We start from the raw sequence: 21,734 nt of genomic DNA on the forward strand, positions 1-21,734 counted from the left end.
CTAATTCAACTATATTTATCTCGTGGTATTTAGCAGTAGCTTTTTTCTTTTCTATTTCCTACCTATATTCTTATTGGTTTATCATCTTGTTGGGCCTAAATTAAAGAATTATGTAATTCTTGCTGCGAGTATTTTTTTCTACAGTTGGGGTGCGCCTAAGTTTGTATCTGTCATTCTCATATCTACCATTGTTGATTTTTATATCGTCAAACAAATTCATGAAAACCAAGATAATCGACGGCGTAGATTATTATTGGGACTGTCTATATTTATCAATTTAGGTTTATTGGTTTACTTTAAATACGCTAACTTTTTTATTGAAAACCTTAATGATACCTTGAATTTGTTTGGTGCGACAGAAGTTAGTTGGACGAAGGTTGTATTGCCTATAGGGATATCCTTTTACACTTTTCAAACCCTTACTTATTCAATTGATGTATATCGTCGTATTCATGCCCCTTTAAAAAAGGTATCTGATTATTTGCTCTATATCATGTCTTTTCCACAAATGATAGCAGGGCCAATTGTGCGGTTTAATTTAATTGCAGATCAAATTATAAAACGAAAAGAAACGATTGATGAAAAACTGTTAGGATTCTACCGCTTCTCTATTGGGTTGGCTAAAAAGGTTTTAATTGCCAATGTGATGGCTGAACAGGCTGACTTGATTTTTAACAGCAATTTATCCGAATTAAGTATTGGCTCAGCTTGGCTGGGAATTTTGGCTTATACTTTCCAAATTTATTTCGATTTTTCAGGCTATTCAGATATGGCAATCGGGCTTGGTAGAATGATCGGTTTTAAATTTCCAGAGAATTTTAATTCACCTTATATCTCACGAAGTATTAGTGAGTTTTGGCGAAGATGGCATATGACACTTGGTAATTTCATGCGTGATTATTTATACATTCCTTTGGGTGGAAATCGGGTGAAATCTAAATACCGACTTTTCTTTAATTTATGGATAGTATTCTTGCTTTCTGGCCTCTGGCATGGTGCGTCATGGAGTTTTGTTTTATGGGGTGCTTTTCACGGCTTCTTTTTAATTCTTGATCGACTTTTCTTTGAGAAATTTTTAATTAGGATCGGCAAGTTTTTCTCTATTCTTATCACTTTCATTATTGTGATGTTTGGATGGGTGATTTTTAGGTTGGAGAACATTGTTGATATTAAAACCTACTTTGAGCAAATGTTTAACTTCAACTCTTCTCTTAGCATTGATGCCATTCCTGCTTTTGGATTAATCGGTTCATTGGCGATTCTATTTTCATTTATTGCAGCTTTCAAATGGGGTAGAAAATTGCAAGCTTTCATCTATAATACGGAGGTCTATGCAATTAAATACCATCTGCTTTTAACAATTATTTCTTTGGTTTTACTTGTTTTATCAGTGAGTGCAGTCAATTCATCTGGATTTAATCCGTTTATTTATTTTAGGTTTTAACGGATGAAGAAGATTTTTTCAAATAGAAATATTAAAGTCATACTCTTTACAATAATTGTGACGGTGATGTTCTTGCCAATGTTGCAAAGGATGACAAAATTAATAGGAGAAAAGCAATTAATTGGTGCTTATACAATTCCAGAAAAACCTAAGTTAAATTGGGTTACTTGGTTTGATGGCGAATACCAAAAGACAACGGAAGATTATGTGCAAGCTAAAATTGGTTTCAGAGGGACTTTTGTTCGAATCTATAATCAGTTACAATATTCTCTTTACAATCAAGCGCGCGCTAAGGATGTGATCATTGGTAATGACGGTTATTTATATGAAGAGAATTATATCGATGCTTATTTAGGTACTGATTTTATTGGCGAAGATAGCATTGATATGAAGGTTAATAAACTTGGAGCAATTGATAAGGTATTAAAAGCAAAAGGTATTGAAATTGTTGTTGTTCTCGCGCCTGGTAAAGGGAGTTTTTACCCTGAGTTTATTCCAGATCAATACGATATTAATTCACGTGGAAAAACGAATTTCGAAGGTTATAGTAAGGCGATAGCAAAAACTGATGTGCATCTTGTCGATTTTCACCAATGGTTCGATGATATGAAAGATACTTCGAGGTATCCGCTATTTCCGAAAACGGGCATACATTGGAGTAAATATGGAGAAATGCTAGTACTAGATTCGATAATTACCTATTTCAATGCTTTAGCTAAGTACGATAAAATACCAGAATTGAATATCTCTCGAGTTGAATGGTCTAATAACATGCGAGATAGTGATGATGATATAGAACGCGGAATGAATTTGTTATTTGATATTGAAGATTTTCCGATGGCTTATGGGCATTATAATTTTAAAGATTCTGTAACGGAAAAATCGCCAAAAGTTCTTACTGTAGGTGATAGTTATTATTGGGGAATGTTTAATTGGGGCTTGACAGAGTTTGGATTTAATAAAGCGCAATTTTGGTTTTACAATAACGAAATCTATCCTGACATTTATGATGGAGATGCAAAAGTTTCAAATGTAGATATTGTTGCAGAAGTAGAAAAAAACGATTTTATACTTTTATTGGTGACTGATGCCAATTTGCATAAATTTTGTTTTGGATTTATTGATCAGCTATATGATGGATATGGATTGGCAAAGTAGCCATTCCGACAGATTCCTTTAGGTTTGATTCTAAAAAGAAAACGGACCATTCAAAAGGATATATCGCGGTAAGTGTATTCTTCCCATTTGAAATAAATTGGTTAAATTTATACTTTCAAAATTTTAGACTAAAAGCAAAAGAATGACCATATATCAAAATTATGCATTAGGCCAATGGCAAAGCGGAGAAGGCGTAGAAACTGAATTGTTTAATGCAATTACAGGAGAGCAAATAGGAACTTGTTCTTCAGCGGGCTTGGATTATGAGGCGATGACAGCGTATGCCAAAGAAAAAGGAGGCAGAGCATTGCGTAAATTAACTTTTCAGCAAAGAGGTTTAATGTTGAAAGATTTAGCAATGTTCTTGCTAAAGAATAAACGAAAATATTATGAATTGAGTGCAGCAACTGGTGCAACTCGTGTTGATTCATGGATAGATATTGAAGGTGGAATCGGAAACTTATTTGCCAATGCATCTTTGCGAAGACAATTTCCTGATCTTCCTTATTATGTAGATGGAGATCCTATTGGTTTGTCGAAAGGAGGTTCATTTATGGGGCATCATATTATGGTGCCAAAAGAAGGTGTTGCGATTCATATCAATGCTTTTAACTTCCCGATTTGGGGAATGCTTGAGAAGATTGCTGTGAATTTAATGGCGGGTGTTCCAGCTATCGTAAAACCATCTGAATTTACTTGTTATTTGACAGAGTTAATGGTGAGAGATATCATTGCTTCAAAAATATTACCTGAAGGTGCTTTACAATTAGTTGTAGGATTAGGTAGAGGGATTTTAGATCACGTTTCAAGTGGAGATGTTGTTACTTTCACAGGTTCGGCTAAGACAGGTAAAATGTTGAAATCTCTTCCTGTAATTGTAGATAATTCAGTTTCATTTAACCTTGAAGCAGATTCGTTGAATGCCGCTATTTTAGGTAAAGATGCTGTTCCAGGCACACCAGAATTTGACATCTTCGTCAAAGAAGTTCAAAAAGAAATTACAATTAAAGCAGGTCAAAAATGTACTTCTGTACGTCGAATTATTGTTCCTGAAGAATTGATGGATGATGTGCAAAAAGCATTGAGTGCTCGATTGGCTAAGAATACAATCGGTGATCCGAGTGATGCAACTGTTCGAATGGGATCATTAGCTTCACAGATTCAAGTTGATCGCGTTCGAGCAAATGTCGAATTATTGATGCAAGAACAAGATATTGTGATTGGTGATATGGATAATTTTGACGTTGTTGGAGCAGATAAAAATAAGGGTGCTTTCTTCTCGCCAATTGTGTTTAGAAATGACGATCCACATAATAAATTAGGCGCTCACAATGTTGAGTGTTTCGGTCCTGTTTCTACTTTAATGCCTTATAAAGATTTGGATGATGCGATTGCTATCGCCAAATTAGGAAAAGGTTCTTTGGTTTCATCAATTGTAACAGCTGATGATGCTATTGCAACGGATTATGTTTTAAACGCTGCTTCTGCCCATGGTAGAATTCTAGTGTTGAACGAACGTTGTGCTAAAGAAAGTACTGGTCATGGATCACCTTTACCAATGTTAACACATGGTGGACCGGGGCGTGCAGGTGGTGGAGAAGAAATGGGAGGTAAAAGAGGTGTTTTACATTATATGCAAAGAACTTCTATTCAAGGTCACCCGCAAACAATTACGGCGATTACAAAACAATTCCAGGTTGGTGCAGATCAACCAGAAGCAATGCCGCATGTTTTCAGACAACATTTTGAAGATCTAAAAATTGGTGATACTGTTTTTACACATAAACACACCGTAACTGAAGCTGATATCAGCAATTTTGCAAATGTGAGTGGTGATAATTTTTATGCCCACGTTGATGATACATCTTTAGATGGAACAATTTTCGAAAAAAGAGTAGCACATGGCTATTTTATTCTTTCAAAAGCAGCTGGCTTATTCGTTGAACCTAAAAAAGGACCGGTTTTATTGAATTATGGAATTGATGAGTGTCGATTTACAAAACCAGTTTATATTGGAACAACAATCGGTGTAAGATTTACAGTTAAAGAAAAAACGGATCAAGAAAAGAAAAATGATGCCGATATCGCAAAAGGTATTGTAAGATTCTTGGTTGATATTTTTGATGAAACAGGTGAAACTGTTGGAATAGCAACTATTCTGACAATGGTGAAGAAGAGGGATCAGGACTAAGACAAAAGACAAAGGAGCAAAGACGAAAGACGTGGGACGTGTAAGTTGAGAAATACAAGCACTACATTTTTATTGATCTTTGAATGAAAAAGTTAAAAAATAAGACAGTGGTGGAATAATAAAAGGTATAGCTAGCGACTAATTATTGAATCTATGAGCGCAGCGATCTTTTATCTTTCATCTATAAATCTAGTAAAATATGAGTGCAATAAATCAAGGACACGTTAAGTCTGAAATAAACGAAAAAGGAATCGCGACAATTGAATTTGGTCATCCATTAAGTAATTCGTTGCCTGGTAAAATATTGAATTTACTAGCGAAGACAATTACAGATGTTGGCGCGCAGCATGAAGTTAAAGTAATCATTTTAAAATCTGCTGGTGACCGTGCGTTTTGCGCAGGTGCAAGTTTTGATGAATTGATTTCTATCAAAGATTTGGAGACAGGGAAACAATTTTTCTCAGGTTTTGCGAATGTGATCAATGCTTGTCGAAAGTGTCCAAAATTAATTATTGGTCGTGTACAAGGTAAAGCTGTAGGCGGTGGAGTTGGTGTTGCATCTGCAGTTGATTATTGTCTAGCGACAGAACATGCGGCAGTTAAATTATCGGAATTGGCTATTGGAATTGGACCATTCGTGGTTGGACCAGCTGTAGAGCGTAAAATCGGGATGTCTGCAATGTCTCAATTAACAATCAATGCAACAGAGTGGCAATCGGCTGAATGGGCTAGAGAGCAAGGTTTATATGCTTCAATTTATGGATCTGTTGAGGAGATGGATCAAGCAGTTGATAAATTAGCGAATCAGTTGGCAGATTCAAACCCGGAGTCAATGCGCATGTTGAAGTCGATTTTCTGGGAAGGAACAGAGAAATGGGATAACCTCTTGAAAGTTCGTGCAGCAATGAGTGGTGAATTGGTTTTATCCGATTTCACAATCAATGCCATCAATGCTTTTAAGAAGAAGTAAAAACTAGAATATTTTTGAATTTTATTAAGAAAAGGTCGCCAAATAGGTGACCTTTTTTTTGTTTGAGCCCTGTTTTTCGATACCGTAAAAAGGTTATTTTTCTACCATAAAAGAGGGATTTTACATCGTGATTTAAATTAATGAATTTTGTGTAATTATTCTGTTAAGTTACTGTTTAGTAGATTGTAGTGGTAGTTTTATACTTGTTTTTGAGGATGCATTGATCCGAATCCTTATTTTTAATCAATCTAAATAAGGTCTAGTTTTGCAAAAAAATTAAACGTTAAAAACAATGAAAAAAAATGGACTTATTTGGTTGGCGCTAACAGCAATGCCAATATCAGTAGTTGCACAAGAATTTACGGAAAGAAACATTGAAAATGTAAATCCAATAATCTATGGCGATGTTATTTGGTTAGACAGCGACAATGACGGAAGAAAGGAGTTTGTGCTAACAGGTGCTGGTGAAGAATATGGAGAGAATTCGCAATTCTTTAAGAATACTTCAGATGTATTTGAAGAAGTAATGGATTTAATTGAACCAGTTCAATTGTCGGCAATGGCAAAAGCCGATTTTAACAATGATGAATTTGAAGACTTTATTATAACAGGTTATAATGGTGATATAAATACAACCCATCTTTATTTGAATTCAGGTGATGGTGATTTCGAACAAATTCCGCTTGACATAAATGCGGTAACCAATGGTAAAATTGATGCCGCAGATTATAATTTAGATGGTAGAGTTGATATTATCATGACTGGTGTAGACACCAATTCGACTTATATCGCAAAAATGTATTTACAGAATCATGCAGGTGAATTTGTTGAACAAGAGATGGATTTAATGGCGAATTATTTTGGAGATATTTGTTCTTTTGATGCGGATAATGACGGTGATTTAGATTTATTATTAACGGGGTTTGATTTGACGTATGCTCCCAAAACAACATTTTATTTGAATAATAGTCTCGGGGGAATGACAGCAGTTGAAGATGCAGGTTTTATGAATTTTTATTTTTCTAGTTCAGCAGCGGCAGATATTGATTCGGACGGGGATCTGGATCTGGTTATTAATGGTATAAATGCCAGCTTTACTGCCCAAACTACTGTCTACACGAATGACGGAGAAGGTGTTTTTACCGAGGTTGAGGATGAAGCTATTACGGATATGTATTTCGGTACGATTGACCTGATAGATTATAATGGTGACGGTCATGTTGATTTATTTATGACGGGCTATAATGCAGATTCTGATCCCGTGAGTGTTGCGTATGATAATGAAGAGGGCGCTTTTGTGTTAAACGAATTGCTTTCTGATACTGTGATTGATGTCGCTATTAGCGGTGTAGAGTGGTCAGATTACGATAACGATAGTGATCTTGATTTAATTATTACGGGCATGAATATCGATGGAGAAAGAGCTTTTAGACTTTATGAAAACAGAACTTTTGAACCTTTTTATGTTGGTTTGGAAAAGAACGAACTTGTTCAGATAGAAATTTATCCTAATCCTAATAATGGTACATTTAAGATAGATTTTGAATCTCAAATAACCGATGATGTAGAAATTGAGGTTTACAATACGCAAGGTGAAATGATTTATCGATCATTAGAATTTCAGCATGCAACAATCGATTTGTCTGGTATTGCTAAAGGAATTTATTTTATTCATTTTAACGCTGAAATAGATTCTGCTGTCCAAAAAATTGTAGTGAATTAAGCCTTCTGGCTCGTGTTAAAATAACAAAATAGGTCGCATTTATTGCGGCCTTTTTTTGTGTCAAATAGATACTTATGTCCCAAATTGGGATGGAATATTTTTCGGGCGGTTTTTTAATTGCTTGATTTGTATGTGTTTCCGTTTTTGGAATGAGGTTTTCATATAGGTCAGAAAAAAACACTACCCATGAAAAAATATTTACTTCTTTTCAGTTTCGTATTCACAGCCAGCTTGTCTTTTTCACAGGATTTATTTTATACATATGCCGTAACTGAAGAGATTGGCGTTTGTCAAGAACAAGTTTCATTTAAAGTTACAATTGTAAATAATACAGGAACTGACTTACAGAATCCTTATTTTGAAGTGCAATTACCTGAAGGTATTGTTTACATTCCAGGTAGTGTTGTTGAGTCGACTGATTATGAAATGAGAGAATTAGATGTTACAGAAAGTACTGCTCTTTCATTTGCATCGAACGATATTACAATAGGTGACAGTGTCTCTTTTGGAATTGATTATATCGCTACGATGGATGCAATTGAATTTCAATCGTCAGGCGGAGTTTTTAGAAATAATGTAGGTGTTGTTCATGACGATGGTTTTGAATTTAATTTGTCGCCAAGTTATAATATTCTTTATCCAGCATTAAGTATTATAGATTTTTCGCCACGCAGACAAACGATTGTGAGTGGAGATACTACATTCCGAAGTTTCACAATTGTAAATGCAGGAAATGGAAGAACGGATAAGGTTTATATTACAGATGTATTTGGTGAAGGCGCAAGTTTAGTCGATGCTGATAAAGGAATTATTTCGGGAGATACAATTATTTTAACTGGTGCTGATTTCGAATTGATAGGGAATAATGATCAATACTTTGATAATAATGAAAGTATAGCGTTAACAGAAAGTATCGCTACTTATGCTTGTTCGGCAATAACTTCACGTTCTACTATTCGCGCATTTTGGGGATGTGATGATGAATTTGATTACTCAGCCAATAATTATGCTTTTGTTAGTGTGAATTTTCAAACGCCAGTTCTGACAATGAGTGCTGTTGATAATTTAAACAGCTGTTTTGGTTCGGGAGAGGCAAGTGAACAAACATTAATTATTGTGAATACTGGAGAAGGTATCGCGACAAATGCTGTTGTAGATATTTTTAAATCATTAGGTTCTGGATACGACGAATCTATTTTTAGTCGTTTTGATGCTGCATCTTTTAAATTGAAAAATGGAGAAGCAGGAACTTATTCATCAATTACTCCGATAGAATTATTTACGACATCAATTGATGGTAATTATACTTGCTTGGGTGAAGGAGCAATCGGTAAAGTAATATTGAATTTACCTGATTTTAATGTTGGTGATTCTATCTTTATCTCTTGGGATATGTATTCATGTTGTATTGATATCTGTGAAGATTTAAAAGTAAAAGGCTGGAATGCTGATATTACTTTTACGGATGTTTGTGCGGAAGAAGTTTATGAAAATAGTATAAATGGTCAAGTAGCTAATATTCAAAACATGTCTGTGTTTACCGAAACACCTGCCAATATTTATGCCGGTGAAAGTACAACCTATTCCTTTATTATTTCTTCATTTGAAAATACTTTGCCAGAGAATGAAAACTCATATTATCGTGTTGAGGTTGAACTGGAAGAAGGACTTGTTTATGAAGAGTTGAGGTTCTTTAGTAATGCAACTTATTGGGAGCCAATCTCAATTGATTATGATCCTATAGAAAATAAAGTTCGTGCAATATTTCCAGCGGAAGCTCCATTTTATTTACCTAAAAGTGAATTGGCTATTCAATTGATGGGGGAGTGTGGAGAGAGTGGTTGGCGCAATATAAACTTATCGGTCTTTTATCAAATTGATGCTTCTTGTGACGTCGCTTGCGATGTGCCTTTAGTATGTGAGCAAAGTGTAGCTACTTATTTACATTGCCCACTTGCAGCGTGTGAAGGTTTAAATTATACGGATTTTCAAGTGAAAAGAACAAGTCTAGGTCAACCTGACAATAATTTTGATGGATTAGCAGATGTTTCAGGTGACCTCAATTTAGAAAAAGTAAAAATGAATAGAGCCATGGTTGCAGATACGGTACAAGCAATAGCGAAAGGTTATATTCATAGTGATGCTGCGGCTTGGGCAAATGGTGGAATCGCATTAATGAATGATTATGGTGCTCATTATAATTTTATTGGTGCAAATGTTGTGATATTCGATGCAAGTGAAGGTATATCTCGATCTGTAAACATAATCACAGCTGAAACTTCTTTTACGGATGAAGCAGGAATCTTTACAATAAATTTATCATCAGCTTTTCTTGCGGAAATAAATCCTGCCTTTGTTGATTATGTTTTTAGTGATGGTGACTCAATTCGTGTGTTCGCAAATTTTAAAGTAATAGCACCAATTGATGGTTTAGTTCAAGAGACTTTATGGGAAAGTGATTTTTACGTAAGTGAAATGGAAATACCAACCGAAGAGGATAAAATGAAATGTAATAATCATTTTCAAAGAACTACTTTAATTGGTTATTCATGGCGGAATAATAATGGAAAAAGCACAAGTATCAATTCTTGTACAGGTAAAGTAAGACAAAGTTTTGGTTTGAGTATAGGTGATTGTTGTAGTAATTACGCCGGTGGAAATTTATTTCCATTTGAATATAGAAACTGGGGATACTTAAAAGATGTGAAAGTTGTTATTCCTGAAAATTATGAATTGGTCAACACAAAAATTCGACAGTTTAGAACACTAAGTACAAATAATTCTAGATCAGAGACGATTGCATCAATCATACCTGATTTCAGAAACGGAGATACTTTATATTATAATATTGAGGCTTATTATTTATCGGGAGACTTTAATTTATCGGATGATGGTTTTCACGGATTTGTCGAAATAGAATTAGCGCCTAATTGTGATGTGCCAAATGATACTTACGAAGATGTTACATGGTTTTTTAATTATGAAAAGTCTGTAGCTTTTGACGGAGGTGAAACGAATTATGTTACTGGTCCTGCGGATCAAGTAAAGTTTGTGCCTTCCAATCTTATATTATCTTCAGAAAACCCATGGGTTGATGCTAACAGCAGAACGGTTAGTTGGAATTTGAATATTCAGAATACATCGAATGCTGATGCTGAAAATACATGGTTGCATATTGCGACTCCTGAAAATCTAGAAATTACGTCAGTTTATAATGAATCTACTGGTGAGGTGGTTGAAATGTCGAGCGACATTTATTTGATTGGTTCAGTAGATAATGGGGCAACAATTAAATTAACTTTGAACGCAAATGTCACGAATTGTGATACTGTTTTATTTAACGTTTATTCGGGTTATGAATGTGTCGGGTATCCTGAAAATTTTGAAAGTTTTACGTGTAATATTTCTGATTATGTATTGTATGTCGAACCAAAACCAAGTGCCTATCAAGTTAGGTTATTTAGTGAGCCTTTAATTGGGGATGTATGTAGTCCTCTAATTGAAGTAGGCGTAGATATTGCTAGTGTTGAAATTGCGCATATGTTTGATATGGAAGTACATGTGATTGTACCTGGAACAGAAAAAATTACACTTTTAGCTGATAGTAGTTATTTAAGATACAATATCACCAGTGAGTACGGCAATATTTCGGATCCTTTATTAGATGAAAATGTATATACCTATAAGCTAAATGAATTGATTCCAAGTTTTAATGAGAATGGATTCCCGGGGGTATTGAATTTAGATAGTAATAGACTGAAATTAAGAACGACCTTGGAATTGGCAGAAGAATTTGTACAAGGTGACTTTATTCAATTTAAAATTACAGGTCAAAATGCGTGTGCAATAAATTTACCGGATGTTTATTTAAATTACGATCCGAATACAAAATTTGTTGAAGACAATACAGCAGGTTTGAATGTCTATTCTGGAAACAATTGGAGTGCTTCTTGGGGTGATTATGATAATGATGGTTTTGAAGATTTATATGTGCCAAATAAAAATGTTGATGAGCCAAGTGCACTTTATCACAACAATGGGGATGGTACATTAACAAGGATTGAAAGCGGAGCATTGGTGAGTGATTTAGGTGAATCTGTTTCGTCGTCTTGGGGTGATTTTGATAACGATGGTGATCTTGATTTATTTGTAGCGAACAACACGTATGCAGCTAACAAATTATATATCAATCAAGGCGATGGATCTTTTGTCTCAATGGTGGATGATCCTATTGTGGATTTAGGGCTGTATACACATGCTGCTAGTTGGGCCGATTATGACAATGATGGGTATTTAGACTTGGTTTCTTCAGATATTCATCCAACTAATTTCAACTTCTTGTTTCACAATAATGGGGATGGAAGTTTTGAAGAGGTCTCTTCAAGTGTGATTAATGAAACGGCAAGTTCAAGCGTAGGTACAAGTTGGGGGGATTATGATAACGATGGCGACCTAGATTTGTTTATCGCCAATACAAATGGCGAGGATAATAATTTGTTCAGAAACGATGCTGGAGTGTTTGTTAAGGTTGAAACAGGGGCAATAGTGAACGATGGAGGGAGCTCTGTTGGTGGTGTTTGGGGCGATTATGATAATGATATGGATTTAGATCTTTTTGTGACCAACTCGAGTATTACTGAAAAGAATTTCTTTTATGAAAATAATGGAGATGGTACGTTTACAAAAGTAGAATCGGGGGTTATCGTATCAAATTTAGGGAATTCTCACGGTGCATCGTGGATTGATTTTGACAATGATGGTGATTTAGATTTACTTGTCGCTAATGATCAAAATGGGAATAATTTTTTGTTTTCAAACAACGGAGATAAAAGCTTTACTAAAATGAGCAACGCAATTACCGAGCAAGGTGCCGATTCTTACGGACTAGCTTGGGCGGATTATGATAATGATGGAGATTATGACTTACATATCTCAAATCATGGTGAATCTACAAATGACTTTTTTATCAATGAAAAAGGAGCTTGTAATAATTATTTTGGAATAACATTGGTAGGATGTAATTCGAATAAGTCAGGAATTGGAGCGCAAATAAGAATAAAAGCGACTGTACTGGGCGAGGAGACTTGGCAAATGAGAGAATTAAGTACTCAAACTAGTGCACTTGGTGGACAAAGTTCATTGAAAACAATTTTTGGATTGAACGATGCAACTATAATTGACAGCTTAATTATTCGCTGGCCTTCTGGGTTGATTCAAACTTTAACCAATCAAGAAGTGAATCAAGTCGTGACATTAAATGAGGAATGTGGTGCCAAAATATGTGGTTATATTTATTTTGATGAGAATGAGAATGGCGAATTTGATGCTGACGAAAAAGGGATTCCAAATAAAGAAATAACTATTCAACCTGGGGATTTAACAGTATTCACTGATAATGATGGATATTATCAAGTTTATGTATTGGATGGTATTTATAGTGTAAGCCAAGTTGAGGATGAAAATTGGACATTAATTTCGCCCGAAGCTCCGCTTGATACTTATGAGGTTATAGTACTTTTAAGTGAAGATGACGGATATTGCGGTTATGATTTTGGGAATTTGCCAACCTGTTTGGATCCCGATTTGGAATTAAGCATTGGAGCGACAGCTTTTAGACGTGGTTTAACTAATGATTTGATGATTAATATTCGGAATGCGGGGGCATTTGACACTGAGTCAACAGTCGAATTCGAACTAAGCTTTTCATCGAATACATATCTGGTCGGTGATACTTGGTCAAGTTTTTCAGAGGATGAATCGGGTAGAACTTATGGTTTCGTTCTAGAAGGGTTAGCTGCAATGAGCGATACAACCTTTATGTTAATTGATTCTGTTGATTCTGAAGTTGCATTGGATGAAATTGTAACCGTTGATGGACAAATTCTTTATGACGCAGAAGAATGCGGAGTTGAGAATAATGAAGTGAGTTTATTTGATGTTGTAGTAGGATCAATCGACCCAAACGACAAGCAGGTCTTGGTTCAAGGTAAAGGTCAAGCATTATATGCGTTGAGAGGAGATACAATTCGTTATAAAATTAGATTTCAAAATATTGGTAATTATGCCGCCCGTCGCGTTTATATTGTAGATACCCTTTCGCAATATCTGGATTGGTCAACCGTTCATTTTTGTTCGGCTACGCATCAATTTAGTGTGTCGCAACAATCTGGTGTGCTAACATGGGTCAACAATAATATTGAATTGCCAGATTCAGCTTCAGACCTTATAGGTAGTAACGGATCAGTGGAGTTTACCGTTATGTTAAAAGAAGATTGTCCACCATATGTAAGGGTTGATAATATCGCACATATCCAATTCGATTATAATGCTTTTATTGAAACGAACAATGCATCAATAATTGCATCGCCAAAAACAAATGGTATGCTTAAAACATCAGTATTTGTTTATCCCAATCCTAGTGAAGTGCAATCCAAAATTATGCTTATTGATGAGCAACTAAGGCCAATTCGAATGCAGCGGATTACGATTGCTAATTTTAATGGTAAAACAGTCGCTGATATTGCGCTGAATAGCACAAAATATTTTGTAAGTACAGCAGACCTAGAATCGGGGACTTATTTAATACAGGTGACAGATATGAACGGTATAATTTATTCAGAAAAATTAGTTGTCATCTAATTCCTAAAATAGGTATTCATCCATAGACCTTTTTTCAAATAAACACCGTACTTTTGTACAAATATTTGCGTCATGGAAATTACAATAGATCAAGTTAAGGAAGCACTTAGAAAAGTAGTTGAGCCAGATCTTAAAAAGGACATTGTTACATTAGATTTAGTGTCTGATATTAAGGTAGAAGGTAAAGTTATAAGTTTTGAGGTTAAAATTTACAATCCCGCAATGCATGCGAAAAAACGGATGCAAGAAGCTTTAGAGTTTGCTTTAGAGCGTGAGTTTGGAAAGGACGTTGATGCAAATATTTCATTGGTTCCCTTACCAAAGGATAAAGAACCAGAAGTGCGTGCTATTTTATCAAATGTAAAACATATTGTTGCTGTTGCGAGTGGAAAAGGTGGGGTAGGTAAATCTACTGTTACTGCAAACTTAGCAGCTGGTTTAGCAAAATTAGGATATAAAGTAGGATTGGTTGATGCAGATATTTATGGTCCTTCAACACCTACAATGTTTGATGTGATTGGTTCTCGTCCGGAAGGAATTGAGGTTGATGGTAAAACGTTAATCAAACCAGTCGAATCATACGGCGTAAAAATATTGTCAATCGGATTCTTTTCTGATCCTGACCAAGCTGTTGTTTGGAGAGGGCCTATGGCAACAAAGGCATTGAATCAAATGTTTAAAGATGCAGCTTGGGGTGAATTGGATTATATGTTGATTGATTTACCTCCAGGAACAGGAGATGTACACTTAACTTTGGTGCAAAATGTTCCTTTAACAGGTGTTATTATTGTTAGTACGCCTCAAGAGGTGGCTTTAGCAGATGCTAGAAAAGGAATTAATATGTTTAGAATGGATTCTTTAAAAGTGCCTGTTTTAGGTATTGTTGAGAATATGGCTTGGTTTACTCCTGAAGAGTTGCCAGACAATAAGTATTATATTTTTGGTAGAGATGGGGCTAAGAATTTAGCAGAGCAAATGGATGTTCCTTTAATCGCACAATTGCCATTAATTCAAAGTATTCGAGAAGCTGGTGACGTTGGTCGTCCCGCAGTATTGCAAGATAATACGCAGTCATCAAAGATATTTGAGGATTTTGTTCGTAAATTTGTCGATATTATTGAAAACTAAGGTTATGGACGAGGTTGAAAAAATTGAGATTGCTTTACAGTCAATCCGACCATTTTTGCAAAAAGATGGTGGTGATGTAGAGTTTGTAGAATTGACCAAAGACAATATCGTTCGCGTTCGACTTCTAGGTGCATGTGAGACATGCTCAATGAGTGCAATGACGTTAAAAGCAGGAATTGAAGAGTCTATCATCAATGCTATTCCACAAGTTGTAGGAGTAGAAGCTATTTAAAAATTAAAAAAACTTCTTTAATCAATAGAATTATTAAAAAATGATTGAAACAGATATTATCATAATAGGGGCAGGACCAGTAGGTTTATTTACTGTATTTGAGGCAGGATTATTAAAATTAAAATGTCATTTAATAGATTCTCTTCCACAACCTGGAGGACAATTAACAGAGATTTACCCAAAGAAACCAATTTACGATATACCAGGTTATCCTACTGTGGATGCTGGTGAGTTGATTGATAATTTAATGGAACAAATTGCACCGTTTAAGCCTGAATTTACTTTAGGAGAGTCTGCAATGACGATTGATGAAACGGACGACAATAAATTTATTGTTACCACGAATAAAGGAACAAAACATATTGCGCCAGTTGTTATGATTGCAGGTGGATTGGGTGTGTTTGAACCAAGAAAACCGCCAGTAGAAAATTTGGAGCAGTTTGAAGATAAAGGTGTAGAGTATATTATTAAAGATCCTGCATTTTACCAAGATAAAAAAGTTGTTGTTGCGGGTGGTGGTGACTCTGCTTTGGATTGGTCAATTTATTTAGTGAAGAATAATATTGCTTCTGAATTGTCTTTGGTACACAGAAGGAATTCTTTCAGAGGTCATTTAGATTCTGTTCAACAAGTAATGGATTTAGCTGCTGAAGGTAAAATCAATTTAATTACAGAAGCTGAGGTGACAGGTATTGGTGGAAATGGAAAGTTAAATTCGGTAACGATTAAACATAAAACAGAAGGTGAAGTTGTGAAAGAAGCTGATCATTTTGTTCCATTATTCGGTTTAAAACCAAGTTTAGGGCCAATTGCTGATTGGGGATTAGAAATTGACAAAAACGCAATTACAGTAGATACTAGAGATTATTCAACGAATCGTCCAGGTATTTATGCCATTGGTGATGTAAATCAATACGAAGGCAAACTGAAATTGATTCTATGTGGTTTCCACGAAGGAACAATAGCTGTACAATCGGCCTTTGCTAGAATTCACCCAGACAAGAAAAATGTATTGAAGTACACTACCGTTAACGGGGTTAATGGATTTGAATAAATAACATTAAATATTTAATACTAAAAGCACCTTATTTTTATGAGGTGCTTTTTTTATGCGGAGTGATGAATAAATTTTAAGTGAGGACATTGAAGATTGCGCAGCAATGGCCTCGAAATGTCACTCACCTTTTTTTATATGGTGCTTTTTTTATGCGGAGTGTTGAATAAATTTTAAGTGAGGACATTGAGGATTGCGCAGCAATGGCCTCGAAATGTCACTCAACTTATTTTTATGAGGTGCTTTTTTTATGTTGCATTGTAGGGTTGAGAAAATTGAGGATTGCGCAGATTTTGCGATTTTCTCGCTAACCATATCTTTGCACCAGCTGAGAAGCCTTTGGTTAATACCATAGCGACGGTTGGACTGATGTGATGTTGATTCCCCGCAGATGCTCCAAAAATTATCTTTTGCAATAGAAAAGCTAAGTCCTGAAGGGACGACATACAATAGCGGAGGAAGACATTCCTTCGATATTGGCAAAAAGCAAGTTTAAAACCCCGGAGGGGTGTAATAATATTTTTGAATGTGCAATTTTTTCAAAAATTTAGCACCCAAATTTAATTTTTAACTTAAATTCTCCGTGACCTTGTGAAAACCTACATTCTTTTTTTGGTTAATATTGGAATTGTTATAATAGTATGCTAAAGGTTTCGATTTCTATACGGAACGAAATGTCACTCAACTTATTTTATGAGGTGCTTTTTTTATGTATAAGAGTTAAACTTCAACGCTTTACCTAAAATTTCCGTATATTGTTTAATGACTTAAATGTTTGTGATATGAAAACGAATAACCTATTCTTAATTCTCTTCTCAATTATTTTAATCTCTTGTCAGAAAGAGGATGTTGAAGTAGAGAAGAAGCCAGAAGTTGAAGCTGAAAGTTATGAAGGTACTTTTAGAGGGATGATGAAAACCACAGAAAGAACAACCGTTATTGATGATGGAACATATACAGCTTATGTTGATTCAACAATACAAGAAGTTCATATAGAAATGAAGCCGTATGGTATTGATTCTGTTATTTTTTACTCCGGATACTTATTTCGCAGATTGTTATGATGGTTCAGTGAATATCTTTCAAATTGACAGTTTAAAAAAAGGGGTGCGTACAACCTGTTCACCAGCAATTGGTATCTCAGTTTATTTTAATGTTTTTGTTCAGTTAAAGGGTATCCATAATGACACATTGATTCTAAATCATGGATTTTATAGAAATGATTATTATAATCCATATTACTCTACAATTGAAACAGTTGATAGGTATTTACTACTCATTAGAGAGTAAGCGTGAAAATCGAACTCAGGTTGTAAAGTATTCGAACCCCTTATGAATTAAATGGTTTGCAATTTAAAGTAAAATCGCGTTAAGTATTAAAGCGGATATCCTTTTTGTCTGTCTGCCTCAGGCGGTCAGACAAAAAGATTAGAGCGTAAAGCCTGCCCCTTCATAGGGAACGCCCAAAAAAAACTAACCTCTAAGAATCGGGACATGCAACTGCTTCAAAAAAATCAATTAAATTTGCAAAAAAAACACGACCATGGCAGAAAATATGATCACCGTCCACATTATTGATAGAGAAGGTGTACAGCATGACCTTGAGGCACCGACGGATATGAATATGAATATCATGGAGGTTTGCCGTTCGTACGAATTGCCCGTTGAAGGACGTTGTGGTGGTATGGCCATGTGTGCAACTTGCCAATGTTATTTAGAATCGGATACGGAATTAGCAGAACAGTCTGACGGGGAATTGGATATGCTAGACGAAGCATTTTTTGTTGAAGATAATAGTAGGTTGGGTTGCCAAATACCGGTTACAGCAGAAATTGATGGTATTGTTTTAAGATTGGCTCCTGAAGGGAATTAAATGATAGTTATTAGATAATAAAACGCTGTGCTGTTAGATTTTAGATCGCTACGCTTCTTAACCACAGTAGCTTTATGCGAAGGTGGTGCTAGATTTTAGTGCGACGGTCAAACAAACTATTTTAAATTTTCTGGAATTACACAAACTGGAATGGGAATCATTTTATGTTTGTTGGCACGATTAAATTTGCGGTAAATCGCTAATACTTCACGTTGTCTTTTACTTAGATTCTCTTCTAATGCAAATTCATTTTCATTAAAAGCCATTGCCCATTCTAATTCAGGATAAGTCGCACCAATTTGACCTTCGTCGGTGCGTTCATCTTCCCATAATCCGTCGGTAGGTGCGGCGTTTTGAATGGAATCAATCACGTTTAATTCTTTAGCAATAGCAAACACATCAGTTTTTGTTAAGTCTGCAATTGGACTTAAATCAACGCCTCCGTCTCCATATTTGGTATAAAAACCAACGCCAAAATCTTCAACTTTATTTCCTGTACCTGCAACCAATAAACCGTTCGCTTGACCGACCGCATAAAGTGTGGTCATTCTTATTCTTGCGCGTGTATTGGCCATTGATAAGCCGTGGTTTTGCGCATTGCTAGGTAAAACGGTTTTAAGGGATTCGAAAGTATCGGTAAGGTTAATGCGGTGATGGCTTACATTAGGGAATTTATCTTCCAATGCAGAGATGTGATCTAATCCTCTATTAACTTCGTTAGGGTTTTGATGTATACCCATTTCAACACATATTACGTCAAGACCTGTTTTGGCACAGAGGTAAGAAGTAACGGCGGAATCAATTCCGCCGCTAATTCCTATAATAAAACCTTTTGAGTGTGCATTTTCAGCATAACTTTTTAGCCAAGTTACAATATGTTCAATAATTTTATTGTACTGCATTCAATTAGAAAAGTAATCCTATTTTAATCTCAATGATATGTTGAGGATTGTTTTTGATGTCTAAGTTTGTGTATGTGTATTTACCCGGAGCTTCAGCAACTTCAACTTTTTCAACTAAATGACTAGATTTTTGATATAAAGCAGGTGTAATTCCGTAAGTGAATCCTCCTTCAAAATAAAGAAAAGTACTGCCAGTAAAATTCCATTCAGCACCACCGTAAATTCCAACACCCGTTCTAACAGCTGCTAATCCTTTTTTCACAGCACCTGGTTTCATATTCTCTAGTGTACGACTTTCAGCACCAACTATTCTTGAAAATGTTTCTGCACCTTCAGCATTGTTATAACTTGCGTCAAAACCAGTGTCATCCATTCTTACACCTGCTAAAATACTTGTTCTTAAACCGAATTTACCGTAATAAATCATGCTACCAATTTTATTGGTTTGAAATTTTAAGAATAATGGTATTGTAATATATTTTGCTCTAAATTTTCTTGTTGTTAATTGAAAACCAGTGGTATCTGAGAATTCTTCAACTACACCATCCTTAAAGCGTTTAATTTCAGTATCTGTATAAGCATAAAATACTTCGCCTAATCCATTGTCTGCATCGTTACCATAATTCAATTTAAATGATTCTAAATCGAATTGAATGCCTAGGGCAAGACCGATGTTTTCATTGAACATGTAATTGCCTCCCATACCAATGGTAAAACCGTTTCCGATACCGTTTCTTTCAATTTTATTAGTTTGGATTTTTGTCCAGTTGAATGTTGGTCCTAAAACCAAACCAACTTGGAATTTTTTCTCTTGTGCAAAAAGGCTCGACGAAATACCAAGTATTAAAACCGCAGATAGTAACTTTTTCATAGTTTTGTAATTATCTATTAATTGAATCTAATTTTATAACAATAATAAGAAATATTCCTCAATGAAGAATCAATTCAAAACTTTAATCGTGCTTACTTTCGTTATTCTGTCATGTTCGACCGATAAACTGAAAGTTGATGTATCAAATATTGAAGTTGAGATTCAGTTTGACAGATTCGAAGACAAAATGTTTGACGTGAAGTCAATGTCGGAATTATATGCGGTGAACAAAGAATTGGCAACTGTTGGTGGTGAATTATACGATTTTTATATCTATAATATGTTAGGTATGCAACGTGTAAATAAAGATTCTGTGATTGATTATTTATATCGATTTACGCAGGATTCAATTATGCGTTCTTTAAAATCAGATATTGATGTTGTTTTTAAAGATTTTAGTGCTGAAAAGGGTTTGATCGTTGACTTATTTAAACACTTGAAGTATCATTTACCAGAGGCGCCAATACCAAATCAAGTGATTACTTATAATAGTGCCTTTAATTATGGTGTTGTTTCTACATCAAATAGAATTGGATTGGGATTGGATATGTATACAGGGCCAGAAAACAGAAAAATTAGATTGGCAGGTTTTCCTGTTTATATGTCTGATAAAATGCAGCCTCAATATTTACCTGTAGATATAGCAAATAGTTGGCTAGTAGATAATGTATTTAAGGAGTCTCGAGGAGAGAATTTTTTGGAGGATTTGATTTATTTTGGAAAAATTCATTATGCCATTCGCGCATTATTACCAGATTTACCCGAAAATTTAATTCTACGTTATTCTGAACAGGAAATGGAATTTGCCATGGCGAGTGAATATAGCATTTGGCAATATTTAGTTGACAAAGAATGGATCTATTCTACAGATATGAAAGTGAACCTACGTTTTTTTGAAGAAGCACCAAGCACCGTTGGTCTTGATGGTTCTCCAGGAAGGTTAGGAAGATTTATTGGCTGGCGAATGGTTGAATCATACATGGAAAAGAATCCTGATGTGACATTGGCTGATTTATTAGCAGAGGAAAATATTACAAAAGTATTAAAAGCATACAAACCGAAATCAAATGAGTAAATTGAAAAAATCTAAGATTGAAATTGAAGTATTGACAAATGAAAACAACTTGCCAGAGCAAATTATTTGGTCGGCGGCTGAAGGTGGAATTGATAAAGAAAGTGCTGAAGCAATGATCCTTTCGTTTTGGGATAAGAAAGCGAATACTGCAATGCGAATTGATTTGTGGAATAAGGAATTTACGGTAGATGATATGAAGAAGTTTATGCATCAAACCCTGATTACAATGGCAGATTCGTTCGAGAAAGCGACGGGTGAAAAGAATATGGCTGAAGATCTTCGTGATTATTGCCAACATTTCGCAGAAAAAATGGGAATCTTACCTCCTTTAAGTTAAGCTTAAAGAGTTTTTTCGCTAGTATTTAGTGTCTAAGTAGTCTTTATCTTTTGTCTATACAATTTACTGTAGTGATATAATAGATGAAGGATTAAAGACTGTCTGTCTTTGGTCCTTTGAATTGTACTGGTTATTTT

General features: G+C 35.1%; 15 protein-coding genes. 13 read left to right on the forward strand and 2 right to left on the reverse strand.

Features of this window, described 5'->3' with window-relative positions:
• Positions 1-22 precede the first annotated feature (22 nt).
• From T367_RS0100080 to T367_RS0100140, 11 genes are all read left to right on the forward strand, one after another.
• A complete protein-coding gene (locus T367_RS0100080) occupies positions 23-1,444 on the forward strand; it encodes an MBOAT family O-acyltransferase (protein ID WP_027418011.1) in 1,422 nt (473 codons plus the stop codon).
• Between the two features lie 3 nt (positions 1,445-1,447).
• The gene (locus T367_RS0100085) at positions 1,448-2,602 is read left to right on the forward strand and encodes an alginate O-acetyltransferase AlgX-related protein (RefSeq protein WP_084274251.1); all 1,155 of its coding nucleotides are present in this window, start codon (positions 1,448-1,450) and stop codon (positions 2,600-2,602) included.
• A gap of 142 nt (positions 2,603-2,744) precedes the next feature.
• The gene (gene paaZ / locus T367_RS0100090; protein ID WP_027418013.1) at positions 2,745-4,793 is read left to right on the forward strand and encodes a phenylacetic acid degradation bifunctional protein PaaZ; all 2,049 of its coding nucleotides are present in this window, start codon (positions 2,745-2,747) and stop codon (positions 4,791-4,793) included.
• A gap of 199 nt (positions 4,794-4,992) precedes the next feature.
• Positions 4,993-5,763 carry an enoyl-CoA hydratase/isomerase family protein gene (locus T367_RS0100095; RefSeq protein ID WP_027418014.1) on the forward strand — a complete coding sequence of 257 codons (771 nt, stop codon included), beginning with the start codon at positions 4,993-4,995 and terminating at the stop codon, positions 5,761-5,763.
• A gap of 292 nt (positions 5,764-6,055) precedes the next feature.
• Positions 6,056-7,486, forward strand: a complete 1,431-nt coding sequence (locus T367_RS0100100) for a T9SS type A sorting domain-containing protein (protein WP_027418015.1) — start codon at positions 6,056-6,058, stop codon at positions 7,484-7,486.
• A 186-nt stretch (positions 7,487-7,672) separates the two neighbouring features.
• The gene (locus tag T367_RS0100105; RefSeq protein WP_084274252.1) at positions 7,673-14,125 is read left to right on the forward strand and encodes an FG-GAP-like repeat-containing protein; all 6,453 of its coding nucleotides are present in this window, start codon (positions 7,673-7,675) and stop codon (positions 14,123-14,125) included.
• A gap of 72 nt (positions 14,126-14,197) precedes the next feature.
• Positions 14,198-15,253 carry an Mrp/NBP35 family ATP-binding protein gene (locus tag T367_RS20835; protein WP_084274253.1) on the forward strand — a complete coding sequence of 352 codons (1,056 nt, stop codon included), beginning with the start codon at positions 14,198-14,200 and terminating at the stop codon, positions 15,251-15,253.
• Positions 15,254-15,257: 4 nt separating this feature from the next.
• Positions 15,258-15,485 carry a NifU family protein gene (locus T367_RS0100115; RefSeq protein ID WP_027418017.1) on the forward strand — a complete coding sequence of 76 codons (228 nt, stop codon included), beginning with the start codon at positions 15,258-15,260 and terminating at the stop codon, positions 15,483-15,485.
• A 40-nt stretch (positions 15,486-15,525) separates the two neighbouring features.
• Positions 15,526-16,539 carry an NAD(P)/FAD-dependent oxidoreductase gene (locus T367_RS0100120; RefSeq protein WP_027418018.1) on the forward strand — a complete coding sequence of 338 codons (1,014 nt, stop codon included), beginning with the start codon at positions 15,526-15,528 and terminating at the stop codon, positions 16,537-16,539.
• 782 nt (positions 16,540-17,321) lie between these two features.
• On the forward strand, positions 17,322-17,603 hold the full coding sequence (locus tag T367_RS0100130; protein WP_157454067.1) for a hypothetical protein: 282 nt from the start codon (positions 17,322-17,324) through the stop codon (positions 17,601-17,603).
• Positions 17,604-18,082: 479 nt separating this feature from the next.
• Positions 18,083-18,412, forward strand: coding sequence for a 2Fe-2S iron-sulfur cluster-binding protein (locus tag T367_RS0100140; protein ID WP_027418022.1), 330 nt, complete (start codon positions 18,083-18,085; stop codon positions 18,410-18,412).
• Positions 18,413-18,528: 116 nt separating this feature from the next.
• Here the strand turns inward: T367_RS0100140 and nadE are convergent, their stop codons facing one another.
• Both nadE and T367_RS0100150 read right to left on the reverse strand, forming a co-directional pair.
• Positions 18,529-19,314, reverse strand: coding sequence for an NAD(+) synthase (gene nadE, locus T367_RS0100145; RefSeq protein WP_027418023.1), 786 nt, complete (start codon positions 19,312-19,314; stop codon positions 18,529-18,531).
• A gap of 4 nt (positions 19,315-19,318) precedes the next feature.
• Entirely contained in the window at positions 19,319-20,185 is an 867-nt protein-coding gene (locus tag T367_RS0100150; protein WP_027418024.1) for an outer membrane beta-barrel protein, read from the reverse strand.
• 61 nt (positions 20,186-20,246) lie between these two features.
• Between T367_RS0100150 and gldB the strand changes: the two genes are divergently transcribed.
• Positions 20,247-21,260: a gliding motility lipoprotein GldB gene (gene gldB / locus T367_RS0100155; protein WP_027418025.1), complete on the forward strand. Its 1,014-nt coding sequence runs from the start codon at positions 20,247-20,249 to the stop codon at positions 21,258-21,260.
• Positions 21,253-21,597: a gliding motility protein GldC gene (gene gldC / locus T367_RS0100160; protein ID WP_027418026.1), complete on the forward strand. Its 345-nt coding sequence runs from the start codon at positions 21,253-21,255 to the stop codon at positions 21,595-21,597. The genes gldB and gldC overlap by 8 nt, the downstream gene beginning before the upstream one ends.
• The last annotated feature ends 137 nt before the right edge of the window (positions 21,598-21,734 follow it).

The organism is Crocinitomix catalasitica ATCC 23190 (assembly GCF_000621625.1).
GTDB lineage: Bacteria > Bacteroidota > Bacteroidia > Flavobacteriales_D > Crocinitomicaceae > Crocinitomix > Crocinitomix catalasitica.

Bases quoted from the DNA above. Each gene is read 5' to 3' on its own strand.
- T367_RS20835 (WP_084274253.1), top strand. From the start codon at position 14,198: ATGGAAATTACAATAGATCAAGTTAAGGAAGCACTTAGAAAAGTAGTT.
- paaZ (WP_027418013.1), top strand. From the start codon at position 2,745: ATGACCATATATCAAAATTATGCATTAGGCCAATGGCAAAGCGGAGAA.
- T367_RS0100150 (WP_027418024.1), bottom strand. From the start codon at position 20,185: ATGAAAAAGTTACTATCTGCGGTTTTAATACTTGGTATTTCGTCGAGC.
- T367_RS0100105 (WP_084274252.1), top strand. From the start codon at position 7,673: ATGAAAAAATATTTACTTCTTTTCAGTTTCGTATTCACAGCCAGCTTG.
- T367_RS0100115 (WP_027418017.1), top strand. From the start codon at position 15,258: ATGGACGAGGTTGAAAAAATTGAGATTGCTTTACAGTCAATCCGACCA.
- T367_RS0100095 (WP_027418014.1), top strand. From the start codon at position 4,993: ATGAGTGCAATAAATCAAGGACACGTTAAGTCTGAAATAAACGAAAAA.
- T367_RS0100140 (WP_027418022.1), top strand. From the start codon at position 18,083: ATGGCAGAAAATATGATCACCGTCCACATTATTGATAGAGAAGGTGTA.
- gldC (WP_027418026.1), top strand. From the start codon at position 21,253: ATGAGTAAATTGAAAAAATCTAAGATTGAAATTGAAGTATTGACAAAT.
- T367_RS0100130 (WP_157454067.1), top strand. From the start codon at position 17,322: ATGAAAACGAATAACCTATTCTTAATTCTCTTCTCAATTATTTTAATC.
- gldB (WP_027418025.1), top strand. From the start codon at position 20,247: ATGAAGAATCAATTCAAAACTTTAATCGTGCTTACTTTCGTTATTCTG.
- nadE (WP_027418023.1), bottom strand. From the start codon at position 19,314: ATGCAGTACAATAAAATTATTGAACATATTGTAACTTGGCTAAAAAGT.
- T367_RS0100120 (WP_027418018.1), top strand. From the start codon at position 15,526: ATGATTGAAACAGATATTATCATAATAGGGGCAGGACCAGTAGGTTTA.
- T367_RS0100100 (WP_027418015.1), top strand. From the start codon at position 6,056: ATGAAAAAAAATGGACTTATTTGGTTGGCGCTAACAGCAATGCCAATA.
- T367_RS0100085 (WP_084274251.1), top strand. From the start codon at position 1,448: ATGAAGAAGATTTTTTCAAATAGAAATATTAAAGTCATACTCTTTACA.